The sequence below is a fragment of the Streptomyces megasporus genome (assembly GCF_000718985.1).
Taxonomy (GTDB): domain Bacteria; phylum Actinomycetota; class Actinomycetes; order Streptomycetales; family Streptomycetaceae; genus Streptomyces; species Streptomyces megasporus.
In genome coordinates, this window is record NZ_JODL01000014.1 from 36,061 (window position 1) to 55,693 (window position 19,633).

General features: G+C 72.2%; 13 protein-coding genes. 11 read left to right on the forward strand and 2 right to left on the reverse strand.

Annotated features, from left to right (window positions below):
- Nucleotides 1-10 precede the first annotated feature (10 nt).
- The 11 genes from IF47_RS0113835 to IF47_RS0113880 all read left to right on the forward strand — a co-directional run bounded on the left by IF47_RS0113835 (nucleotide 11) and on the right by IF47_RS0113880 (nucleotide 16,364).
- Complete coding sequence (locus IF47_RS0113835) at nucleotides 11-2,353, forward strand: hypothetical protein (RefSeq protein WP_031509052.1); 2,343 nt, start codon at nucleotides 11-13, stop codon at nucleotides 2,351-2,353.
- A gap of 10 nt (nucleotides 2,354-2,363) precedes the next feature.
- Nucleotides 2,364-3,029 (forward strand): hypothetical protein, encoded by a 666-nt coding sequence (locus tag IF47_RS28725; protein WP_157839963.1) that lies wholly within the window; start codon nucleotides 2,364-2,366, stop codon nucleotides 3,027-3,029.
- 442 nt (nucleotides 3,030-3,471) lie between these two features.
- On the forward strand, nucleotides 3,472-4,749 hold the full coding sequence (locus IF47_RS0113845) for a type III PLP-dependent enzyme domain-containing protein (RefSeq protein WP_211257213.1): 1,278 nt from the start codon (nucleotides 3,472-3,474) through the stop codon (nucleotides 4,747-4,749).
- 57 nt (nucleotides 4,750-4,806) lie between these two features.
- Nucleotides 4,807-6,237, forward strand: a complete 1,431-nt coding sequence (locus IF47_RS0113850; protein WP_051717619.1) for a diaminobutyrate--2-oxoglutarate transaminase — start codon at nucleotides 4,807-4,809, stop codon at nucleotides 6,235-6,237.
- Entirely contained in the window at nucleotides 6,234-7,808 is a 1,575-nt protein-coding gene (locus IF47_RS27780; protein WP_078591813.1) for a pyridoxal phosphate-dependent decarboxylase family protein, read from the forward strand. The genes IF47_RS0113850 and IF47_RS27780 overlap by 4 nt, the downstream gene beginning before the upstream one ends.
- The gene (locus IF47_RS0113855) at nucleotides 7,805-9,649 is read left to right on the forward strand and encodes an IucA/IucC family protein (protein ID WP_245641110.1); all 1,845 of its coding nucleotides are present in this window, start codon (nucleotides 7,805-7,807) and stop codon (nucleotides 9,647-9,649) included. The genes IF47_RS27780 and IF47_RS0113855 overlap by 4 nt, the downstream gene beginning before the upstream one ends.
- Nucleotides 9,646-11,052, forward strand: a complete 1,407-nt coding sequence (locus IF47_RS0113860; RefSeq protein ID WP_342667261.1) for a lysine N(6)-hydroxylase/L-ornithine N(5)-oxygenase family protein — start codon at nucleotides 9,646-9,648, stop codon at nucleotides 11,050-11,052. The genes IF47_RS0113855 and IF47_RS0113860 overlap by 4 nt, the downstream gene beginning before the upstream one ends.
- A complete protein-coding gene (locus IF47_RS0113865; protein WP_051717622.1) occupies nucleotides 11,049-12,884 on the forward strand; it encodes an IucA/IucC family protein in 1,836 nt (611 codons plus the stop codon). The genes IF47_RS0113860 and IF47_RS0113865 overlap by 4 nt, the downstream gene beginning before the upstream one ends.
- Nucleotides 12,881-14,239, forward strand: a complete 1,359-nt coding sequence (locus tag IF47_RS0113870) for a glutamine synthetase family protein (RefSeq protein WP_051717624.1) — start codon at nucleotides 12,881-12,883, stop codon at nucleotides 14,237-14,239. The genes IF47_RS0113865 and IF47_RS0113870 overlap by 4 nt, the downstream gene beginning before the upstream one ends.
- A 467-nt stretch (nucleotides 14,240-14,706) precedes the next feature.
- Nucleotides 14,707-15,057 (forward strand): YciI family protein, encoded by a 351-nt coding sequence (locus IF47_RS0113875; protein ID WP_031509059.1) that lies wholly within the window; start codon nucleotides 14,707-14,709, stop codon nucleotides 15,055-15,057.
- A 53-nt stretch (nucleotides 15,058-15,110) separates the two neighbouring features.
- The gene (locus IF47_RS0113880) at nucleotides 15,111-16,364 is read left to right on the forward strand and encodes an RNA polymerase sigma factor (protein ID WP_342667262.1); all 1,254 of its coding nucleotides are present in this window, start codon (nucleotides 15,111-15,113) and stop codon (nucleotides 16,362-16,364) included.
- Nucleotides 16,365-16,880: 516 nt separating this feature from the next.
- Here the strand turns inward: IF47_RS0113880 and IF47_RS0113885 are convergent.
- Both IF47_RS0113885 and IF47_RS0113890 read right to left on the reverse strand, forming a co-directional pair.
- Nucleotides 16,881-17,144 (reverse strand): GlsB/YeaQ/YmgE family stress response membrane protein, encoded by a 264-nt coding sequence (locus IF47_RS0113885; protein ID WP_031509061.1) that lies wholly within the window; start codon nucleotides 17,142-17,144, stop codon nucleotides 16,881-16,883.
- 232 nt (nucleotides 17,145-17,376) lie between these two features.
- Nucleotides 17,377-19,458 carry a PhoX family protein gene (locus tag IF47_RS0113890; RefSeq protein WP_031509062.1) on the reverse strand — a complete coding sequence of 694 codons (2,082 nt, stop codon included), beginning with the start codon at nucleotides 19,456-19,458 and terminating at the stop codon, nucleotides 17,377-17,379.
- Nucleotides 19,459-19,633 lie beyond the last annotated feature (175 nt).

Genomic DNA, 19,633 nt, shown 5'->3' on the forward strand with positions numbered 1-19,633 from the left:
GCGGCCCGGCATGCTGAAGTTCTCCGACGTCTACCACGCGAACCTGGGCAGGCTGAAGGCAGCGGTCGACGACTGGACGGCAACGGTCACCAAACTGGAGACTCTCGCCGAGGACGCCCGCACGACAATGCTCGCGAACAGCAAGAAAGCGGACTGGGAAGGTGTCAACGCCTCCGTCACCAAATCGTTTGTCGAGCAGACCGCGAAAGAGTTCGAAGACGCCGCCAAGGCGGCCCAGGGCATCAAGAAGATCCTGCGGGAGGGCTACGAAGCCTTCGAGGACGCCCAGGACAAGCTGAAGAAGATCGTCGACAGGGACGCCCCGGACCAGGGCCTGACGGTCGGCACCGACGGCAAGGTGTCGGTGAAGCGCTCGATCGCCGACGACACCACCGTCTCTCGGCAGGACCAGCACTACTGGGACACCCTGAACAAGGAGCAGAACGCCGTCGCCGCGATGGAGAAACGCATCGAGGCGGTACTCGACGCATGCGACGACGCCGACCAGGCGACCGCGAACGCCTTACGAGCCAACATCACCGGCGACAAACACAACCTCAGCGCGCCGAAGTACACGAGCCTGGACGCCGAGGAAGCCCGGCGGGCCGCCGACCTCGCGGCGAAGGGTGCCGACCTCACTCACACCCAACTTCAACAGCTCAACGAACTGATGGCGGACAACCGCACGTCGGCGGTGTTCGCCAAGACCTTCTACGAGAAGCTGGGTCCCGAGAAATCACTCGCCTTCTTCGGGCAGATGTCCCTGGACGTATACGACGGAACGAGGCTCGACAAACAGCGTTTGAAGGACGTCCAGGCACTACAGAGGAATCTCGGCCTGACTCTCGCCACGGCCACCGACCCGGACAAAAATCCGCACCTGTCCGAGAAATGGGGCGAGGCCTTCCGTAAATTGGGCACCGAACGCGTCCCGCTGCACAAGTACGACTCGTCCGGGCCGTACGGGTACCAACTGCTCGGTGGAATCATGCGGCACGGGAACTACGATCCCAGGTTTCTCGTGCCGATCGCCGAACACGTGGTCCAACTCCAGAAGAAGGACCCGTTCATGTTCGCCGACTCCAAGGGGGCCATTTCCCCGAATGAGAACACCTACAACCCTTCCGGCGGAAACGGTGCCGGTTACGACCCGGTCATCAGCATGCTGGAAGCCCTGGGCCACAGCCCCGAGGCGGCGAAGGAGTTCTTCTCCGCCGACCCGAAGACCTACGACGAGGACGGCACGGAGAAGGTCGGCCCTCCGGACCTTGGCAAGGGAAAGGACGGGAACCCCATCACCAACTATCTCGACTACTTCATCAGCGAGGGTTACGAATCCTTCCCCGACGCCACTCACCACGGCTCCGACAACGCGAAGAAGCACAAGGAGTTCATGCCGGACGCCCTCGGCCATGCCCTTGAAGCCGCGACACTCGGCCACGCTCACGATGATCCGAACCCGAGACTCCACCGGGACGCCACCTCGGTGGCCATCATGGAGCAGGTCGTCCGGAAAATCGGCGCCAACGCCGAGCTGGTCAAGGAGATGGAACCGCTGGCCGACAGCCTCGGCGCCATGGGCGCCGGGTACATCGACGACATCAACTGGGCCATGCGCGACAACGTGTCCGGGAATGTCTACGCTCCGGAAGAAAATCCGGAACTGCATGCCGTCTTCGGGTACGACAACGTGACGAAGTTCCTGAGCACCCTGGGGCAGCATCCCGAAGCATACGCCTCCGTGTACCTGGCGGAGAACGCCCACATGACAAGCATGCTCGAATCCCAGGTAAACCCGAACGGAAAAGTGGAGACCGGACCCGCTCGCTCGGTTCTGCAAATCGGAAACGAAGTGAACGGCTTTCTCGATGAATCCCGGGCAGCCCAGACGGAAGCCGAGACCGGAAAGAGGAACGAAGAGTACAACGAAGCAATGGAAGAACGTGCACAGTGGATTGAATTCGGCACGTCGACGGTCGTGGGCGCGGGCGTGGGATTCCTGGTGGCAGGGCCCGCCGGAGCCGCCGCCGGAGCAACAGCCTCGTCGGTACTGATCCCCTTGGCCACTGACACCGCCACTGGCGCCGTGAACGAAGGAATCGGCAAGATGATCGAGAACTGGTCGAAGTCGGAAATCAAGGAGGGCGAAGAGAGCACAACGGATCAGAGAGAGGAAATCAAGAAGGCAGGGAAACTCAACATGATCCACATGGTGGAGAACTTCACCCAAAGGAACGGAATAGACCCGAACAGTGATGTCGCACAGGATTTGAGAGAGTCCGCGGGTCTCGGGAGAACCTCAGGGGGCAACGACAAAGCCGGGTACGGGGACACGTCACAGACCGGAGAGTAGGAAAGTTCGCATGTTCCGGAGAAAGCTTCCCATGGCACTCCTTTGCGCATCGGCCATACTCACGACACTAACGTCATGCTCAGGGAAGGAGGAGGAGCATGGATTACTTGGCGCCTCGGAGGTGTGCGACGGAACGCTCTCCCGAGACGCCGCGCGATCCCTGGAACTCCTGACCGGGGAAAACAAATTCAAAGAGCTTCGGGAGCCGGGAATCAAAGAGGTCTCGGACGACATTTCAAAGGAATTCGTCTCGCGTCACGGAACAGACGGATCCGTCTGGGACAGACACACCTTCTGCTCGATCCACGAGGGGAAGAATCGGTCTGACCTGGACGCATCGATAACCTTCAACATCGAGAACAGGAGAGACCTCGAAAGCGAGGAACACGATCCGGACTTCGGTATCTACGACATGGGAAGGATTTCACTGTCGTCCGCAGACGAGGCCGTAATATACTTCAACTGCTCAAGCCCGAGGATGAAAAACTCGACTTTGGCCCCAAGCCTGATCAGAGCGGAGTTCGTCAACTCACAGGCCCCGGTGATCGAGAAAGAGGAAGAGAAGAAGGCGAACCTGAAGATCCTGCATTCGGCTGCCCTTGCTCTCGCCAAAGAACTGAGGTGCGAGGAGAACGGCGGGTTGCCGGACACGCCCGTGCTCACACCCGTGTTGTGACGTGACACGCCGACGGGCCGAATCAGGACAACATCGACACCTTGGTGCCCGTCACGCGCAGGAGAGAGGCGGGTCCGCCATGGGCGGCCCCCGGAAACGAAGACACCTCGGACCTCCCCCTGTCCCGAGGTGGTGACCGTAGTGCCCTCGGGAGCGCTGAACCCCCACCGCGACCGTTCCGACCACCTCACCGGATGACGACACCGGCAGCCCGGGCAGAAACACCCATGTCACCCTGGCGCTCATATGGCGGTGCCTCTCTGTGGTGGTGTCCGCGAGACCTCCGACGGCAGGAGGCCCACCGCGCCGCCGGCCGGGGAGGCGGTCTTGGAAAGGTTCCGGGAAAACTCTAGGTTAGGTTCCCCTAACCAGACGGCGGCCCGGTGGGCGGCCGGCTGTGACGTGTGCCTGGACAATCGACCCCCGCCCGAGGTGGAAGCCCGTGTCCATCGTTCTCCCGCCGTCCGCCGCCCCGCGCTCCGCCTACCCCGCCCGGGTCCTTCCCGGGCCGCTCCGTCGCAGGCTCGGGGAGCTGGCGGAGGGGGAGGAGCCCGTGTCCGCCTACCTGTACGACGGCGAGGTGGCCGCGGGACGCGCACGCGCGCTGCGCGAGGCGTTACCGGAGTGGGCGGCCGTCCACTACGCGGTGAAGGCCAACTCCTTCCCCGGCGTGATCAAGGCGTTGACGCCGCACGTGGACGGCTTCGAGGTCGCGTCGCGGGCCGAGCTGGAGCTGGCCCTGGCGGCCCTCCGGGAGAAGGGAGACGCCGGCCTCCCGAGCTCCCCGGCCTCCCCCGTCCCCGTCGTCGCGGCCGGGCCCGCGAAGTCCGTGCCCGTGCTGACCGCCCTGGTACGGGCCGGAGTCGAGGCGATCAACGCCGAGAGCCTGCTGGAGCTCCACCGCATCAGTCGGATCGCCGTCACCGAGGGCGTCACCGCCCGGGTGGCGCTGCGCGTCAACCCCGCCGACATCCCCGTCACCGGTTCGCTGCGCATGGGCGGGGTGCCCTCGCAGTTCGGCATCCCCGAGCCCGACGTCCCCGAGGTGCTGCGCGAGGCGCTGCGGCTTCCGGGGCTGGACGTGACCGGTTTCCACATCCACGCCGCGTCCAACAACCTCGACGCCGACTCCCAGGCCGCCTACCTGCGCTGGTGCGTGGAGTGGAGCGTGCGGGCCGCCCGTGAGCACGGTGTCGAACTGCGTCACGTCGACATCGGCGGCGGCATAGGCGTGGCGTTCGAGGAACTCGCCGGCGAGAAGCCGTTCGACGTCGCCCGCTTCGGCGAGTCGGTGAGGCGGGTGGAGCCGCCGTCCGGGGTGCGGGTGATCCTGGAACCGGGACGTTTCCTGGTCGCCGACTGCGGTTGGTACGCGGCCGAGGTGACCGACGTCAAACACGGCTACGGCACCGTCTTCGTGGTGCTGCGCGGCGGCATCAACCACTTCCAACTCCCCACCTCCTGGGACTTGGTGCACAACATCGCCGTCCTGCCCGTCGAGGGATGGCCCGAGGGTCTGCCGCGCCCCGAGGCGACCGACACGCGCGTGACGGTCGTCGGTGAATTGTGCACGCCCGAGGACACTCTGTTGCGCGATGTCCGGGTGGACCGCGTCCGTGCGGGCGATCTGGTCGTTTTCCCCTATGCGGGTTCCTACGGATGGGAGTTCGCGATGCACAGCTTCCTCGGCCACCCCGTCGCGGAACGCCACCTGCTCTGACCACCCCGGCGCGGCCACCGGGCCGTACCGCCGCCACTCCTGACGGAGCGCCACCACATGACCGTGTCCACCACGTCACCCACACCGCCCGCCGCCACGGCCGGCACCACGGCCGACGCCATCCTGCGGCGCCAGCGGGCGCGGGAGTCCTCGGCCCGTACCTACGCCCGCTCCTTCCCCATCGTCCCGGTCCGCGCGTACGGCATGACGGTGGAGGGCACCGACGGGCGCCGCTACCTCGACTGCCTCGCCGGGGCCGGCACCCTCGCCCTGGGCCACAACCATCCCGTGGTGACCGAGGCCGTGCGGCGCACGGTGGACAGCGGCGCGCCCCTGCACGTCCTGGACCTGGCGACGCCACAGAAGGACGAGTTCACCGAAGCGCTGTTCGCCACGCTGCCGCCCGCGTTCGCCGACCGCGCCCGGATCCACTTCTGCGGGCCCGCCGGCACCGACGCGGTGGAGGCGGCGCTGAAGCTGATGCAGACCGCCACCGGACGGCAGGGCCTGCTGGCCTTCACCGGCGCCTACCACGGGATGACGGCGGGCGCGTTGGCCGTCTCCGGCGGGGTCGCCGTCAAACGGCCGGTGCCGGGGCTCGCCGCCGATGTGACGCGGCTGCCGTACCCGTACTCCTACCGCTGCCCGTTCGGGGTGGGCGGGGAGCGCGGGGCGGAGCTGTCGGCGGCCTACGCGGAGCGGTTGTTGGACGATCCGAACGGGGGTGTGGTGTCGCCCGCCGCGATGGTCCTGGAGGCGGTGCAGGGCGAGGGCGGTGTGGTGCCCGCCCCGGACGGGTGGCTGCGCGCGATGCGGCGGATCACCGCCGAGCGGGGGATTCCGCTGATCGTGGACGAGGTGCAGACCGGTGTGGGACGCACGGGCGCGTTCTGGGCGGTCGAGCACAGCGGGATCGTGCCGGACGCGATGGTGCTGTCGAAGGCGATCGGCGGCAGCCTGCCGCTGGCGGTGGTCGTCTACCGGGAGGACTACGACGACTGGTCGCCCGGCGCGCACGCCGGGACGTTCCGCGGCAACACCCTGGCCATGGCGGCGGGCGCGGCCACCCTGCGGTACGTGGCGCGCGAGGGTCTGGCGGGGCGGGCGGCCGAGGTCGGCGCGCGGATGACGGCCCGGTTGGACGCGCTCCGCGCCGAGTCGTCCGCGATCGGCGACGTACGGGGGCGGGGCCTGATGATCGGCGTGGAGTTGGTCGACCCGGAGGGCGTGCCCGACGCCTGCGGCGCCCGTCCCCCCGCGCCCGACACGGCGGACCGGGTACGGGCGGCGTGCCTGGAGAGGGGCCTGATCGTGGAGTTGGGCGGACGGCACGACGCGACGGTGCGGCTGCTGCCGCCGTTGGTGATCACCGACGCGGAAGCCGAGGCCGTGCTGGACCGGCTGGCCGACGCGATCTCCGTGGTGACGGCCCGCCGAGGCGCGTCCCGACCGGGCGCCGGCCGACGGAACACCGGGCGGCCGGCATGACGAGCCACGTCCACGCATCGGAGCTCCGTCGGGCCGCCCGCCTCCCTGCGGCACGCGGCGACGCCGAAGCGCCCCCCGACACAACCGCCGCACCCGACGCACCCGCCCTGTCCGGCGGCACAGCCGGGCCCGCCGCCCTGGAACCGCTGCTGCGCACCGTGCTGACCGCCCTCGCCGAGGGCGCCGGGCGGCGCGCCGGTCCCGTCCCCGCCGGCGCGCCCGACGCGCTGGCCGCGCACGTCGCCGAGGAGTTCGCGGCGGCCCGCGGCGAGGAGGCGCTGTCCCGGCTGACCGCGCTGCTGGCCTACGGCAGCGCGGACCCGGCCGACCCGTCCTGCGCCGCGCACCTCCACTGCCCGCCGCTGGCCGTCGCCGCCGCGGCCGACCTGGCGGTCTCCGCGCTCAACCCCTCCCAGGACTCCTGGGACCAGGCCCCGGCCGCCACCACTCTGGAAACGCTGCTCCTGGCCGAACTGGCCGAGCTGGTGGGCTATGACGAGGAGGCCACCGGGGTGCTGACCTCCGGCGGCACCGAATCCAACCTGATGGGCCTGATGCTCGCCCGCGACCAGGTGCTGGGGCGCGCGTCCGGACGGCGGGTGGAGGTGGACGGCGTGCCGCGGGGCGGGCCGCGTCCGCGCGTGTTCACCTCCGCCGCCGCGCACTTCTCCGTCCAGCGGTCCGCCGCCCTGCTGGGCCTGGGCGAGGACGCGGTGGTGCCCGTCGCCGTCGATCACGCGCTGCGGATGGACCCGAGCGCCCTGGCCGAGGCCCTCAAGCGGTGTTCGGACGACGGCGAGTCGCCGGTCGCCGTCGTCGCCACCGCCGGCACCACCGACACCGGGGCGATCGATCCGCTGCGCGCCTGCGCGGAGGCCGCCGCCGAGGCGGGTGCCTGGCTGCACGTGGACGCGGCCTACGGCGGCGGCGCGCTGCTGTCGGACCGGCTCGCCCCGCTGCTGGACGGCATCGCGCTGGCCGACTCCGTCTCCCTGGACTGGCACAAGCTGGGCTGGCAGCCCATCGCGGCGGGCGTGTTCCTGGTGCGACGCGCGGAGACGTACGCCTCCCTGGCCCGGCGCGCGGTGTACCTCAACCCGCGCGACGACGAGGAGGCCGGCTATCCCAGTCTGCTGGGCCTGTCACCGCGCACCACCCGGCGCGCGGACGCGTTCTCCATGGCCGTCACCCTGCGCGCGCTGGGCCGCGAGGGTCTGGGGCGCCTGGTGGACGCCTGCCACGGGCTGGCGCTGGCCGGGGCCGCGGCGGTGCGGGCCCATCCCCGGCTGGAGCTGCACTGCGACCCCGTCCTGTCGGCCCTCCTCTTCCGCTACCTGCCGACGACGGGCTCCGAGGACGCCGAGCGGACGGACCGGATCAACGCCTCCCTGCGGCGCAGGCTGCTGCGCGAGGGGCGCGCGGTCGTCGGCCGCACCGAGGTGCCGGGCGAGGGGCCGGGCCGGGTCCGTCTCAAGCTCACCCTGCTCAACCCGTACGCGACCCCGGCCGACGTGACGCGGCTGCTGGACGCGGTCGCCGCGGCGGGCCGGGCGGAGGAGGCGGCCCCGTGACGCCGGGCGCCGGCGGCCCGGACCCGCTGGACCACCCCGACGTCCTGCGCGCCGCCGACGCCGCCGCGACGGAGCGGCTGCTGCGCGCGTACGTCCGCGAGACCGGCACGGAGGTCCCGGAGGCGGGCCGGTCGCTGCACGTCGTCCTGCCCCTCGGCGGGCCGACGCTGCGGGTGCCGGTGCGGTACCGATCGGCGACGGGGTGGCACCGGTTCGGGCCGGCGCTCGTCGTCGCCTCCGAGCGGGGCGGCGGCCTCCCGGCCGATGTGGCGCTGGTGGCGGCGGCGCTGGTGCGGGAGGGCACGCTCGGCCGCGGCAGACCGCCCCACCTGGGCACGGACGCGGTGGGCCGGGTGCTGGACTCCGCTCGCCGCACCGCCGTCCACCTGGCCCGACGCCGTGCGGAGCCGCCCGGTACCAGGGGTCCGACGCCGTTCCTGGACGCCGAGCAGGCGCTGCTGCTGGGCCATCCCTTCCACCCCGCGCCCAAGAGCCGCGAGGGGGCGTCCGAGACCGAACTGGCGGCGTACTCGCCGGAGACGCGCGGCTCCTTCCCGCTGTACTGGTTCGCCGCGCACCCGGACGTGGTCGTCGGCGAGAGCGCGGACGGTCGTCCGGTGGCCGACCTGCTGCGCGCCCAGGCCGTGGGCGTGGAGGTGCCCGACGGGACGGTCCCGGTGCCCGCCCACCCCTGGCAGGCGCGCGAGGCGACCGCCCGCCCGGAGGTCGCCGCCCTGGTGGACGCGGGGCTGCTGCGTCCGGTGGGGCAGGCCGGTCCCGTCTGGCATCCGACGTCCTCGGTGCGGACCGTGCACCGCCCGGACGCGGAGGTCATGTTCAAGTTGTCGCTCGGCATGCGGATCACCAACTCCCGCCGCGACAACCGCCGCGGCGAGCTGCGGCTGGGGGTGCGGGCCGCCCGGCTGTTGGCGGCCTCCGCGCCCGGGCGTCCCGGTCCGGCCGCCTGGCTGCGCGCCGAGCACCCGGGGTTCGGCGTCCTGCGGGACTTCGCCTGGGTGTCGGTGGGCGCGGACGGGCCGGGCGCGGGGACGGGTGCGGAGACCGGCACGGGTGCGGACACGGCGACGGGCGCGGAGACGGGCCTGGAGACGGCGATCCGCGACAACCCCTTCCGGGGCGGGGCGGGCGACGCGCTGTGCGTGGCCGGGCTGGTGGCCGAGCGCACCGGGCCGGGCGACGGCTCCCCGCCGCCTTACCGGGCCCCGCTGTGCGAGGCCGTGGAGCGCGCCGCCCGCGTTCTGGGCGTCTCCCCCGCCGAGGCGTCCGCGCGCTGGCTGGCCCGCTACCTCGACGTGCTGGTCGTCCCGCTGATCCGCCTCCGGGCCCGGTACGGCATCGCCCTGGAGCCGCACCACCAGAACACCCTGGTGGCCCTCGATCGCGCCGGGCTGCCCGTCGCCGGCTGGTGCCGCGACAGTCAGGGCTACTACGTGGCCGCCTCCCACGCCGCCGGGCTGGACCGGCTGTTGCCGGGGGTGGCCGAGGGAGTGGAGCTGGTCTTCGACGACGCGTTCGTCGACGAGCGCGTCGCCTACTACCTGGGCGTCAACAACCTCCTGGGTCTGATCGGCGCCCTCGGTTCGCTGGGCTTGGCCGACGAGGAGGAGCTGCTGCGCGTGGCGCGCGACGCGCTGGAGCGGATGCGGGCGACCGAGCCCGGCGCCAAGGGCCTGCTCGACCTGCTGCTGGACGCGCCGGTCCTGCGCTGCAAGGGCAACTTCCTCACCTGCGTGGACGGGCTCGACGAGCTGGTCGGCGACGTCCACACCCAGTCCGTCTACATCGACCTTCCCAACCCCCTCGCGGAGGCGCAGCGGTGACCGACCACCCCACCCCGGTGCACGACGGTGTGCACGACGGCGAGCACGACAGCGAGCACGACGGCGTGTACGACCTCGTCGGCGTCGGCATCGGCCCGTTCAACCTCTCCCTGGCCGCGCTCTGCGACGGCGTGCCGGAGCTGAACGCCCTCTTCCTGGACCGCCGGCCCGCCTTCTCCTGGCACCCGGGCCTGCTGCTGGAGGGCACCGTCCTCCAAGTGCCGTTCCTGGCCGACCTGGTGACGATGGTCGACCCCACCAGCCGCTGGTCGTACCTGAACTACCTGCGCGAGCACGAGCGGCTGTTCCCGTTCTTCTTCTCCGAGCGGTTCCACATCCCGCGCCGCGAGTACGACCACTACTGCCGCTGGGTCGCCGAGCGCCTGCCGTCCTGCCGTTTCGACGCCGAGGTCACCGCCGTGGAGTGGGACGCGGCGGCCGGGGCGTTCGCGCTCGCGCACCGCTCGGCGGACGGACGCCGGGCGCGCGTCCTGGCCCGTCGGGTCGTCCTGGGCGTCGGCACGTCCCCGAGCGTGCCCGAGCCGCTGCGCCCCCTGCTCACGCCCGCGCACGCCGGGCGCGTCCTGCACAGCGCCGACTACCGCGCCCACCGCGCCGCCCTGGCCGAGCGGGACGACGTCACGGTGATCGGCGCGGGCCAGTCCGGCGCCGAGGTGGTGCTCGACCTGCTGCGGCACCAGGACGGCCAAGGGCGCGGCGGCCCGTACGTGCGCTGGCTGGCGCGCACCCCGGCGTTCGCGCCCATGGAGTACTCCAAGATCGGGCTGGAGCACTTCACGCCCGACTACGTCCGCTACTTCCGCGGTCTGCCCGAGGCCACCCGCGAGCGACTGGTGCGCGCCCAGTGGCAGCTCTACAAGGGGGTCAGCGAGGAGACGCTCGCCGACATCCACGACGAGCTGTACGAGCGGACCATCGGCGGCGGACGGCCCCGCGCCGACCTCCACCCCGGCGTGGAGGTCACCGCCGCGCGGGAGGACGGCGACGGCTACGTCCTCACCTGCCGCCACGCCGAGCAGGGCACGGAGTTCGAGGTGCGCACCTCGGCGGTGGTGGCCGCCACCGGCTACGCGGCCGTGCGCCCGGCCTTCCTGGAGTCCCTGGAGAAGCTCGTCGACCGGGACGACAAGGGCCGCTACCGCGTCGACGGCTCCTACCGCGTCGCCCTCGACGCGACCGTCACCGGCACGCTGTACGTCCAGAACGCCGAGCTGCACACCCACGGCGTGGGGACGCCCGACCTGACCCTGGGCGCGTGGCGGGCGGCGACGATCCTCAACTCCGCCGCCGGACGGACGGTGGTGAAGGTCCCCGACCGCGTGGCCTGGACGACCTTCGGGGCGCCCGAGCCCGGGCCGCGGACCGGGGAGGCCGCGCGATGACCCCCTCCCTCCCCGGAATACCCCGTGCCGCCTGGGCGGAGGCGGGCCGGAGACTGCTGGTCAAGGCCGTCGAGGAGTTCGCGTACGAGGAGCTGCTCACCCCCGTGCCCGGTCCCGAACCCGGCACCTGGCGGTTGGAGCCGGGGGACGGCGTCCGGTGGACGTTCCGCGCCGACCGCGGCGCCTTCGGCTCCTGGCGCCTCGTCCCCGGCACCCTCCGCCGCCACCCGGAGCCCGGCGACGGCGAGGAGGCCGGTCCCGAGCGGCTGCTGCTCGACGTCCGCCCGGCGCTCGGCTGGGACGGTCCCACCACCGCCGAGGTGCTGCGCGAGCTGACCGCCACCCGCCGCGCCCAGGCCGAGACCATCGCCCGCGACCTGCCCGCCGCCGACCTCGCCGACCTGGACCACGTGGCCCTGGAGGCCCACCAGGACGGCCATCCCTGCATGCTGCTCAACAAGGGCCGGCTGGGCTTCTCCGCCTCCGACGCCGCCGCCTACGCTCCCGAGGCCGCCGGCGAGGTGCGGCTGCGCTGGGCTGCGGTGCACACCTCCCTGGCCTCCTACGCGGGCGTTCCCGGTCTGGACGAGGAGACCCTGCTCGCCGAGGAGTTGGACGCCGCCACCCGTGGGCGCTTCACCGCCGCCCTGGCCGACGCCTGCGCCGAAGGCCCTTACGAAGCAGGGGAGTTCGTCTGGCTGCCGGTGCACCCCTTCCACTGGGACGAGGCCGTCGAACCCCTCTTCGCGCCCTACCTCGCCGACGGCCGGATCGTCCCGCTCGGCGAGGGCCCGGACCGCTACCGGCCCCTCCAGTCGATCCGCACCCTCGCCAACCTCGACCACCCCGGGCGCCGCGACGTCAAGGTCCCCCTCCTGATCCGCAACACCCTGGTGTGGCGCGGGCTGTCCACCGAGCCGACCGGGGCCGCGCCCGACGTCAGCGCCTGGCTCCACGCGCTCCGCGACGCCGACCCGTACCTGAGGGACGAGCTGCGCTTCCACCCGCTGGGCGAGGTGGCGTCCGTGGCCGTGCGCCACCCGCTGTACGCGTCGGTGACGGACGCCCCGTACCGCTACCACGAGCTGCTGGGCGCGGTGTGGCGCGAACCGGTGAGCGCGCTGCTGCGCGACGGCGAGAAGGCCCGCACCATGGCCGCCCTGCTGAAGGTCGGCTCGGACGGGAGGGCGCTCGTCGCCGAGCTGGTGGAACGTTCCGCCCTGGCCCCGCGCGACTGGCTGGCCCGCTTCCTCGCGGCCCTGCTGCCCGGCCTGCTGCACTGCCTCCACCGCCACGGCGTCGCGTTCTGCCCGCACGGCGAGAACACCGTCGTCCTCCACGACGCCGCCGAGGTTCCGATCGGGATCGCCCTCAAGGACTTCGCCGAGGACGTCAACCTGCTTCCCGGCGACCGTCCCGAGTACGCCGGGCTGTCGGAGCGCGCCGACGCCGTCCTGCTCCGCTGGCCGGCGCGCGAGCTGGCGCACTCGCTGCTGAGCGCCGTCTTCGCGGGCCACTTCCGCTTCTTCGCGCCCCTCGTCGAGGAGCATCTGGGCGTCCCCGAGGGGGAGTTCTGGGCGCTGGTGCGCGCCGAGGTGGACCGCCACCGCGCCCGCTTCCCCGAACTCAAGGACCGCTTCGAGGAATTCGGCCTGCTCGCCCCCGTCTTCGACCGGGTGGCGCTCAACCGCGAGCAGCTCCTGGGCGGCGCCTTCCACGACCGCGCCGAACGCGACGAGGGCTTCGACGTCGTCCACGGCACCGTCCCCAACCCCCTGGCCGATCCCCCTCCCGGCGCACCCCCCACCGATGAACGCGAGGAGCCGACGTGATCGACGACTACCAGCAATTGCGTGCCGAGGCCGAGGCGGGCCGTGTCGAGGAGGTCCTCGTCGCCGTCCCCGACCTCCAGGGCCGGCTGATGGGCAGCCGGCTGTCCGTCCCCCACTTCCTGGAGCGGGCGGTCCACGACGGTTTCGGCGCCTGCCTCTACCTGCTGTCCACCGACGTGGAGATGGACACCGGCCCCGGCTACGCCATCGACGCCTGGAACAGCGGTTTCGGCGATTTCGTCCTGCGCCCCGACCCGTCCACCCTCCGCACCCGGCTGCCCTGGGACGACGGCACCGCGCTCGTCCTCGCCGACGCCGTCTGGCCCGGTGGGGCGCCGGTGGAGGTCGCCCCCCGCCACATACTCCGCACCCAGCTCGACCGCCTCGCCGAACGCGGCCTCGTCGCGTACGCCGGGACCGAGCTGGAGTTCCTCGTCTTCACCGCCTCCTACCGCGAGGCGTGGGAGCGCCGCTACGCCGACCTGCGGCCCGCCACCCGCTACAACGTCGACTACTCCCTCCAGGGGCTGGAGGACATCGAGCCGGTCGTCCGCCGCATCCGCCGCGAGATGGTCCGCGCCGGGCTGGAGTTGGAGACGGCCCGCGCGGAGTGCCACCCGGGCCAGTACGAGATCGTCTTCCGCTACACGGAGGCGATGGCCACCTGCGACCACCACGTCTTCTTCAAGGACGGCGCCAAGCGGATCGCCGCCGCCGAGGGCACGGCGCTCACCTTCATGCCGAAGTTCGACGGGGGCGAGGGCAACTCCTGCCACGTCCACCTCTCGCTGCGCGACGAGGACGGCGCCCCCGTCCTCGCCGACGAGGGCGCGGACGGGGGCATGTCGGAGACGATGCGCCACTTCGTCGCCGGGCAGCTCGCCTGCCTGCCCGACCTGCTCCTGCTGATGGCGCCCAACGTCAACTCCTACAAGCGCCTCCAGCCCGGCGCGTTCGCCCCGACGGGCATCGCCTGGGGGCCCGACAACCGCACCTGCCCGATACGGGTGGTCGGCTCGGGGCCGTCGCTGCGCATCGAACACCGGGTGCCGGGCGGGGACGCCAACCCGTACCTGGCCGTCGCCGCCATGGTGGCCGCGGGCCTGTACGGCATCGACAACCGTCTCCCCCTCCCGCCGCCCCACACCGGCAACGCCCTCGCCGACCCCGCCGTCCCCCGCCTGCCCGCCACCCTCGGCGAGGCCCTGCGCCGCTGGGAGAACAGCGACGTCGCGGCCAAACTCCTCGGTGAGGAGGTCGTCGCCCACTACGCCCGCGCGGCCCGCACGGAGCTGGCGGCCTTCGAACGCGCGGTCACGGACTGGGAGCGGATGCGGGGGTTCGAGCGGCTGTGAGGACGTTGTTCAGGACGCGGAAGTCTCAGGCGTCCGCGTCCTGAACGCATACCCGCCACATACTCCATCGCCGAAGCGCGAGGCGCGCCATGCCCTCCTCACCGAGCACGTCGGCCACACCGGCGCCTGACGATCGGCCACTCCACCCACCTCCGGAAGCAGCACGCCAAGCCGCCCATCGGAGGTGGAGCGGTTTCCGATCCGGTCGGGCACGACTCGCCGATGCTCCACCCACGGCGCTCACGGGACGACGGCCTGTTCGACCGTTTCGCCCGCCACGTCGAAACGCAGTGGGAGCAGTGGCCTCCGGTCGGCGGTTGACCACGTGGACCACCCCGTCCGCCGGACTGGTGGCCGCCTCCGGGAAATTCCTCGGCGTCCGTGTCGATGAGGCCGCCTCCCGTTCGTCGTCATGGTGTACGGCGACCCGCCGTACGGGACGCGACAGCCCATCAAGGAGACGGACCGTGAAGTACATGCTGCTGATCCACGCCGGTGCGACCGACGCCGACGGCGGTGCCGAAGGATGCGACGTCCAGGACTGGATGGCGTACGACAAGGCGGTGCGGGACGCGGGAATCCACGTCTCCGGCGAGTCGCTGGCGGATCTGGTCACCGCCACCACCGTCCGGGTCGGCCCGGCGGGCGACCGGATCGTCACGGACGGGCCGTTCGCCGAGACCCGCGAGGTGCTCGGCGGCTTCCTGGTCATCGACGTGCCGGACCTGGACGCCGCGCTCGACTGGGCCGCGCGCTGTCCCGGTGCGCGCGGCGGCGGGGCGGTCGTGGTGCGTCCGGTCGCCGAGTTCGGGGCCTGACGGGCGTGGGGCCGGGCAGAGGGCCGGGCGTGGAGCCGGGCGAGGTGCCGTCCGTGGCGGCGTCCGTCGGGGCGGTGTTCCGCGAGGAGCGCGGGCGGCTGCTCGCCGCCCTCGTCCGCCGCTTCGGCGATCTCGACCTGGCCGAGGAGGTGGCGTCCGAGGCGGTCGAGGCGGCGCTGACGCACTGGCCGGTCGAGGGCGTCCCGAACCGGCCCGGTGCGTGGCTGCTGACGGTGGCCCGGCGCCGGGCCGTCGACCGGCTGCGGCGGGACCGGGCGTACGCCGCCCGGCTCGCCGTCCTCCAGGTGGAGGCGGACCGGGCCGCGCCCGCCCCGCCCGCGGACGCGGTCGGCGATCTGCCGGACGAGCGGCTGCAGTTGTTCTTCACCTGCTCCCACCCGGCCCTCGCGGCCGAGGACCGCACGGCGCTGATCCTGCGCTGCCTGGCCGGTCTGACGACGCCGGAAGTGGCGCGGGCCTTCCTCGTCCCGACCGCGACGGTGGCCCAGCGGATCGTGCGGGCGAAACGGAAGATCCGCGAGGCCCGCATCCCGTTCCGGGTGCCCGGCACCGACGAGTTGCCCGAGCGTCTGCCGGGGGTGCTCCAGGTCCTGTACTCGATCTTCACCGAGGGGTACGCGGCCGGTTCGGGGCCGACGTTGCAGCGGCTCGACCTGGCCGAGGAGGCCGTCCGGCTGACGCGGGTCCTGCGCCGGCTGCTGCCCGCCGAGCGGGAGGTCGCCGGTCTGCTCGCGCTGATGCTGCTGGTCCACGCGCGGCGCGACGCCCGGACCGGCCCGGACGGCGGGATCGTCCTGCTCGCGGACCAGGACCGGAACCGCTGGGACCGCGCGATGATCGAGGAGGGACGCGGCCTGGTGCTCGCCGCGCTGACCGGCGGCCCGCCCGGCCCGTACGGGGTGCAGGCCGCGATCGCCGCCCTCCACGACGAGGCCGCGGGCCCGGCGGACACCGACTGGCCGCAGGTGGTGGCGCTCTACGACGTGCTGCTCGCCCTCGTCCCGTCCCCGGTCGTCGCGGTGAACCGGGCCGTGGCGGTGGCGATGCGCGACGGCCCCAAGGCGGGTCTGGCACTGCTCGACGGGCTGGCCGACGAGCCCCGGCTGCGCGGCCACCACCCCTACCAGGCCGCCCGGGGCGACCTGCTGCACCGGCTCGGCCGCCCCTTCGAGGCCGCCGCGGCCTGGCGGCGGGCGCTCGACCTGGCCGGCAACGAGCCCGAACGGGCTTCGCTGAGGCGCAGGTTGGGCGAGGTCGACCCGCCGGGCGGCACGGGCGGCGCGTGACGGCCCTCCCACCGCCGACCGCCGCCCATCGACCGCCGCCCGCCGCTCGTCGGGGCCCGTCCCTCACTCCGCTCCGCGGGCGTGCCGGCCCGACGAGGGCTCCGATGGGGGGCCGGGCCGCAGATCGGTTCGTAACTTTTCCGCTCACCGACAGATATGCACGGTGAACGGCGTTCGGCCGTGGTCGGATCGCGGGAGAGGCGACTCGGTGAAGGGTGCCGGAGCACGCGGCGTCCTTCCGACGCGACCACCACACGAGCCGAGGCGCCCTCGGCGCCGGCTCCACCGCGAGGGAGCCGGTCCGGCCCGGTGGGATCGGACGGACCCGGGTCGGACCGTCGCGGTCGGAGCCGGAGGAGACCGGGAAGCACCGCCCCCGGTCTCCCCGGCCGCTTTCGGGACGGACTCACCCGTTCCGGAAACGGCCGAAGGCCCGGCGGGGCGGCGGTCGACGCCGCCCCGCCGGGCCGGTGACTCCCTCTCCGGAAGCCAAGGTCGTACGGAGCCGGTGAGCCGTCAGGCGCGCACCTTGGTGCGGTCCAGCGCGGCGATACCGAGCGCGGCCAGGGCGACTTGGATCAGCACCTGGATCCAGTCGACACCGTTGGTGTTCGCCACCCCGAGCCCCTCGGCGATGAACGTACCGATCAGGGCCGCGACGATACCGACCGCGATCGTCCACAGGACGCCGACGCGCTGCCGCCCCGGCAGGACCAGCCGTCCCAGCACGCCGATCACGATGCCGACGACGATCGCCGTGATGATGCCGGTTATCTCCATGACTTCACCTTTTCGTGTCGGTTCCTGTGGTTCCTTCTTCCCCGTTCGAACGCATGCACGCGAGGGTCCTGTCGAGGAGGCCGCCACCGGCCTTCCCTCACGGGCGAGTTGACGGATCGGGGCAACCGGCCGAGAAACCGCACGGCCGTCCCCTTCCCCGCCGCACACATGTCGCCGCCCGCCCCCGGTCGGGGGCGGGCGGCGACGCGTATGCGGTGAGGAAGGGTCCGGGTCAGACGCCGATGTCGCGGCCGTCCGCACGCCAGACGGCGACGACCGACGGGCGGACGACCTTGCCCGGCCCGTCGGGCCAGGTGGAGGCCGGCTTCTCGTAGCTGGCGCCGTCCACCTCGCCCGGGTGCTGGACGGCGACGAGGACGCGCCGGTCCTGGACGATCGGGCCGCAGGTCTCGGCGCCCCTGGGCACCGTCAGGAACTGCCGCACCTCACCGCGGCGTTCACCCGCGGTGGCGACGCCGAAGAGGCCGTCGTGCGAGCCCAGCGCGTTGCCGTCGGTGGAGATCCACAGGTTGCCGAAGGAGTCGAAGGTGAGGTTGTCGGGGCAGGATATGGGACTGACCTGCTCCTTGGGGAAGCCGCCGAAGTAGGTGGCCGGGTCCTCCGGGTCGCCGCAGACCAGGAACACGCGCCAGGCGAAGCCGTCGGCGGCCGGGTCGTCCCAGTGCTCCGCCAACTCCAGCACGTGGCCGTGCTTGTTGTTGTCGCGCGGGTTGGCCTCGTCCGCGCCGGGCTTGCCGGCCGCGCCGCGCTGGGTGTTGTTGGTCAGTGCGACATAGACGCGGCCGGTGCGCGGGCTGGGCTCGACGTCCTCGGGACGGTCCATCTTGGTGGCGCCCACCTTGTCGGCGGCGATCCGGGTGAAGACGTACACCTCCTCGGCCGTCATGCCGGGGACGTGCGAGGTGTCGCCGGTGGCCAGCGGAATCCACACGCCGGAGCCGTCGAACTCCCCGTCGTTCGGGAGCTTGCCGCTGCCGTCGATCAGCTCGGCGGGGCTGTCGCCGGTCAGCTTGGCGACGTAGAGGGTGCCCTCGTCCAGCAGCGTGAGGTTGTGCTCGCGGGCGGCGCGGCTGTTGCCCTTCATCATCCGCTTGGCGGAGACGAACTTGTACAGGTAGTCGAAGCGCTCGTCGTCGCCCATGTAGACCACCGGACGGCCGTCGGCGGTCAGTCGGGGCTGGGCGGCCTCGTGCTTGAAGCGGCCGAGCGCGGTGCGCTTGCGCGGGACGGAGTCGGGATCGTACGGGTCGACCTCGACGATCCAGCCGAAGCGGTTGGCCTCGTTGGGCTCCTTGGCGAGGTCGAAGCGGTCGTCGAACCGCTCCCACTTGCGCTCCGAGGCGCCGCCGGTCATGCCGTAGCGGGCCAGCCTCGTCTTGGTGTCGGCGTCCGCGACGGAGGCGGCGTTGGCGAAGTACTGGTTGAAGTTCTCCTCGGCGGACAGGGCCGTGCTCCAGGGGGTGGAGCCGCCCGCGCAGTTGTTGAGGGTGCCGAGCACCGTGGTGCCGGTGGGGTCGGCGGAGGTCTTGAGCAGGTCGCCGCCGGCGGCCGGGCCGGTGAGGCGGAACTCGGTGGTGGCGGTGAAGCGGCGGTTGAGGCGGTGACGGGGGACGGCCGTCAGCCTGCCGGTGCGGCGGTCCTCCTCGACCACGACGACGGAGAGCCCGTGCGCGGCCCAGGCGATCTCGACCTGCTCACGGGTGGGGTTCTCCGGGTCGTACCCGGGGAACATCAGGATCTCGTCGGTGTACTCGTGGTTGGCGAAGAGCACCTGCCGACCGCGCTCGCCCTTCAGCGGCATCAGGACGAGGAAGTCGTTGTTGTAGCCGAACTGCCCGGCCTGCGCCGTGGCGCTCTGCTTCTTCGGGTCGAAGGCGGAGGCGCCGCGCAGGATGGGGTCGCCCCAGCGGATGACGACGTTCTGGGAGTAGCCGGCGGGGACGGTGACCTTGTCGGCCGTGTTGGGCGCGACGGGCGCGAAGCGCAGACCGCGGGCGGCCTTGCCGTGCTTGCCCTTCTCCCAGCCCTTCTCCGCCGGCACGGCGGCGGGCGCCGCCGTGGCGTTCGGCGTCTGGCCGAGTCCGGCCACCCCGGCCGTCGCGGCCACGCCGACCACGGCACCGGCGCGCAGCACCGACCGCCGGGAGAGGGCACCGGCGATCACGTCGCCGACGTACTCGTTGCCGCTGGTGTTGGGCACCTCGTGGAAGCAGGCGTCACCGCAGCGGTAGCGGCAGGTCAGGGCGGATCTCCCGCCGGGGTGCGAACCGATCAGCGGCAGCAGCTTGCGCATGGGTCCCCTCCGGAATTTCGTGTCCGTGCAGGTCAGGACGGTATGGGCGGCAATGCGACGAGGAGCGACCGCATGGTGAACGGGCAGTGAACCGCGATCGTGAGGACGGTTCCGGGCATCGAAAGCATCGCGCTCCGACACCGGAGGAACACCTTCCGTCGCGACCGCTCGTGCC

What these genes read in the sequence shown, in the direction of transcription:
- IF47_RS27780 (WP_078591813.1), top strand. Translation starts at nt 6,234, where the DNA reads ATGACGAGCCACGTCCACGCATCGGAGCTCCGTCGGGCCGCCCGCCTC.
- IF47_RS0113885 (WP_031509061.1), bottom strand. Translation starts at nt 17,144, where the DNA reads ATGGAGATAACCGGCATCATCACGGCGATCGTCGTCGGCATCGTGATC.
- IF47_RS0113835 (WP_031509052.1), top strand. Translation starts at nt 11, where the DNA reads ATGCTGAAGTTCTCCGACGTCTACCACGCGAACCTGGGCAGGCTGAAG.
- IF47_RS0113865 (WP_051717622.1), top strand. Translation starts at nt 11,049, where the DNA reads ATGACCCCCTCCCTCCCCGGAATACCCCGTGCCGCCTGGGCGGAGGCG.
- IF47_RS0113850 (WP_051717619.1), top strand. Translation starts at nt 4,807, where the DNA reads ATGACCGTGTCCACCACGTCACCCACACCGCCCGCCGCCACGGCCGGC.
- IF47_RS0113890 (WP_031509062.1), bottom strand. Translation starts at nt 19,458, where the DNA reads ATGCGCAAGCTGCTGCCGCTGATCGGTTCGCACCCCGGCGGGAGATCC.
- IF47_RS28725 (WP_157839963.1), top strand. Translation starts at nt 2,364, where the DNA reads ATGTTCCGGAGAAAGCTTCCCATGGCACTCCTTTGCGCATCGGCCATA.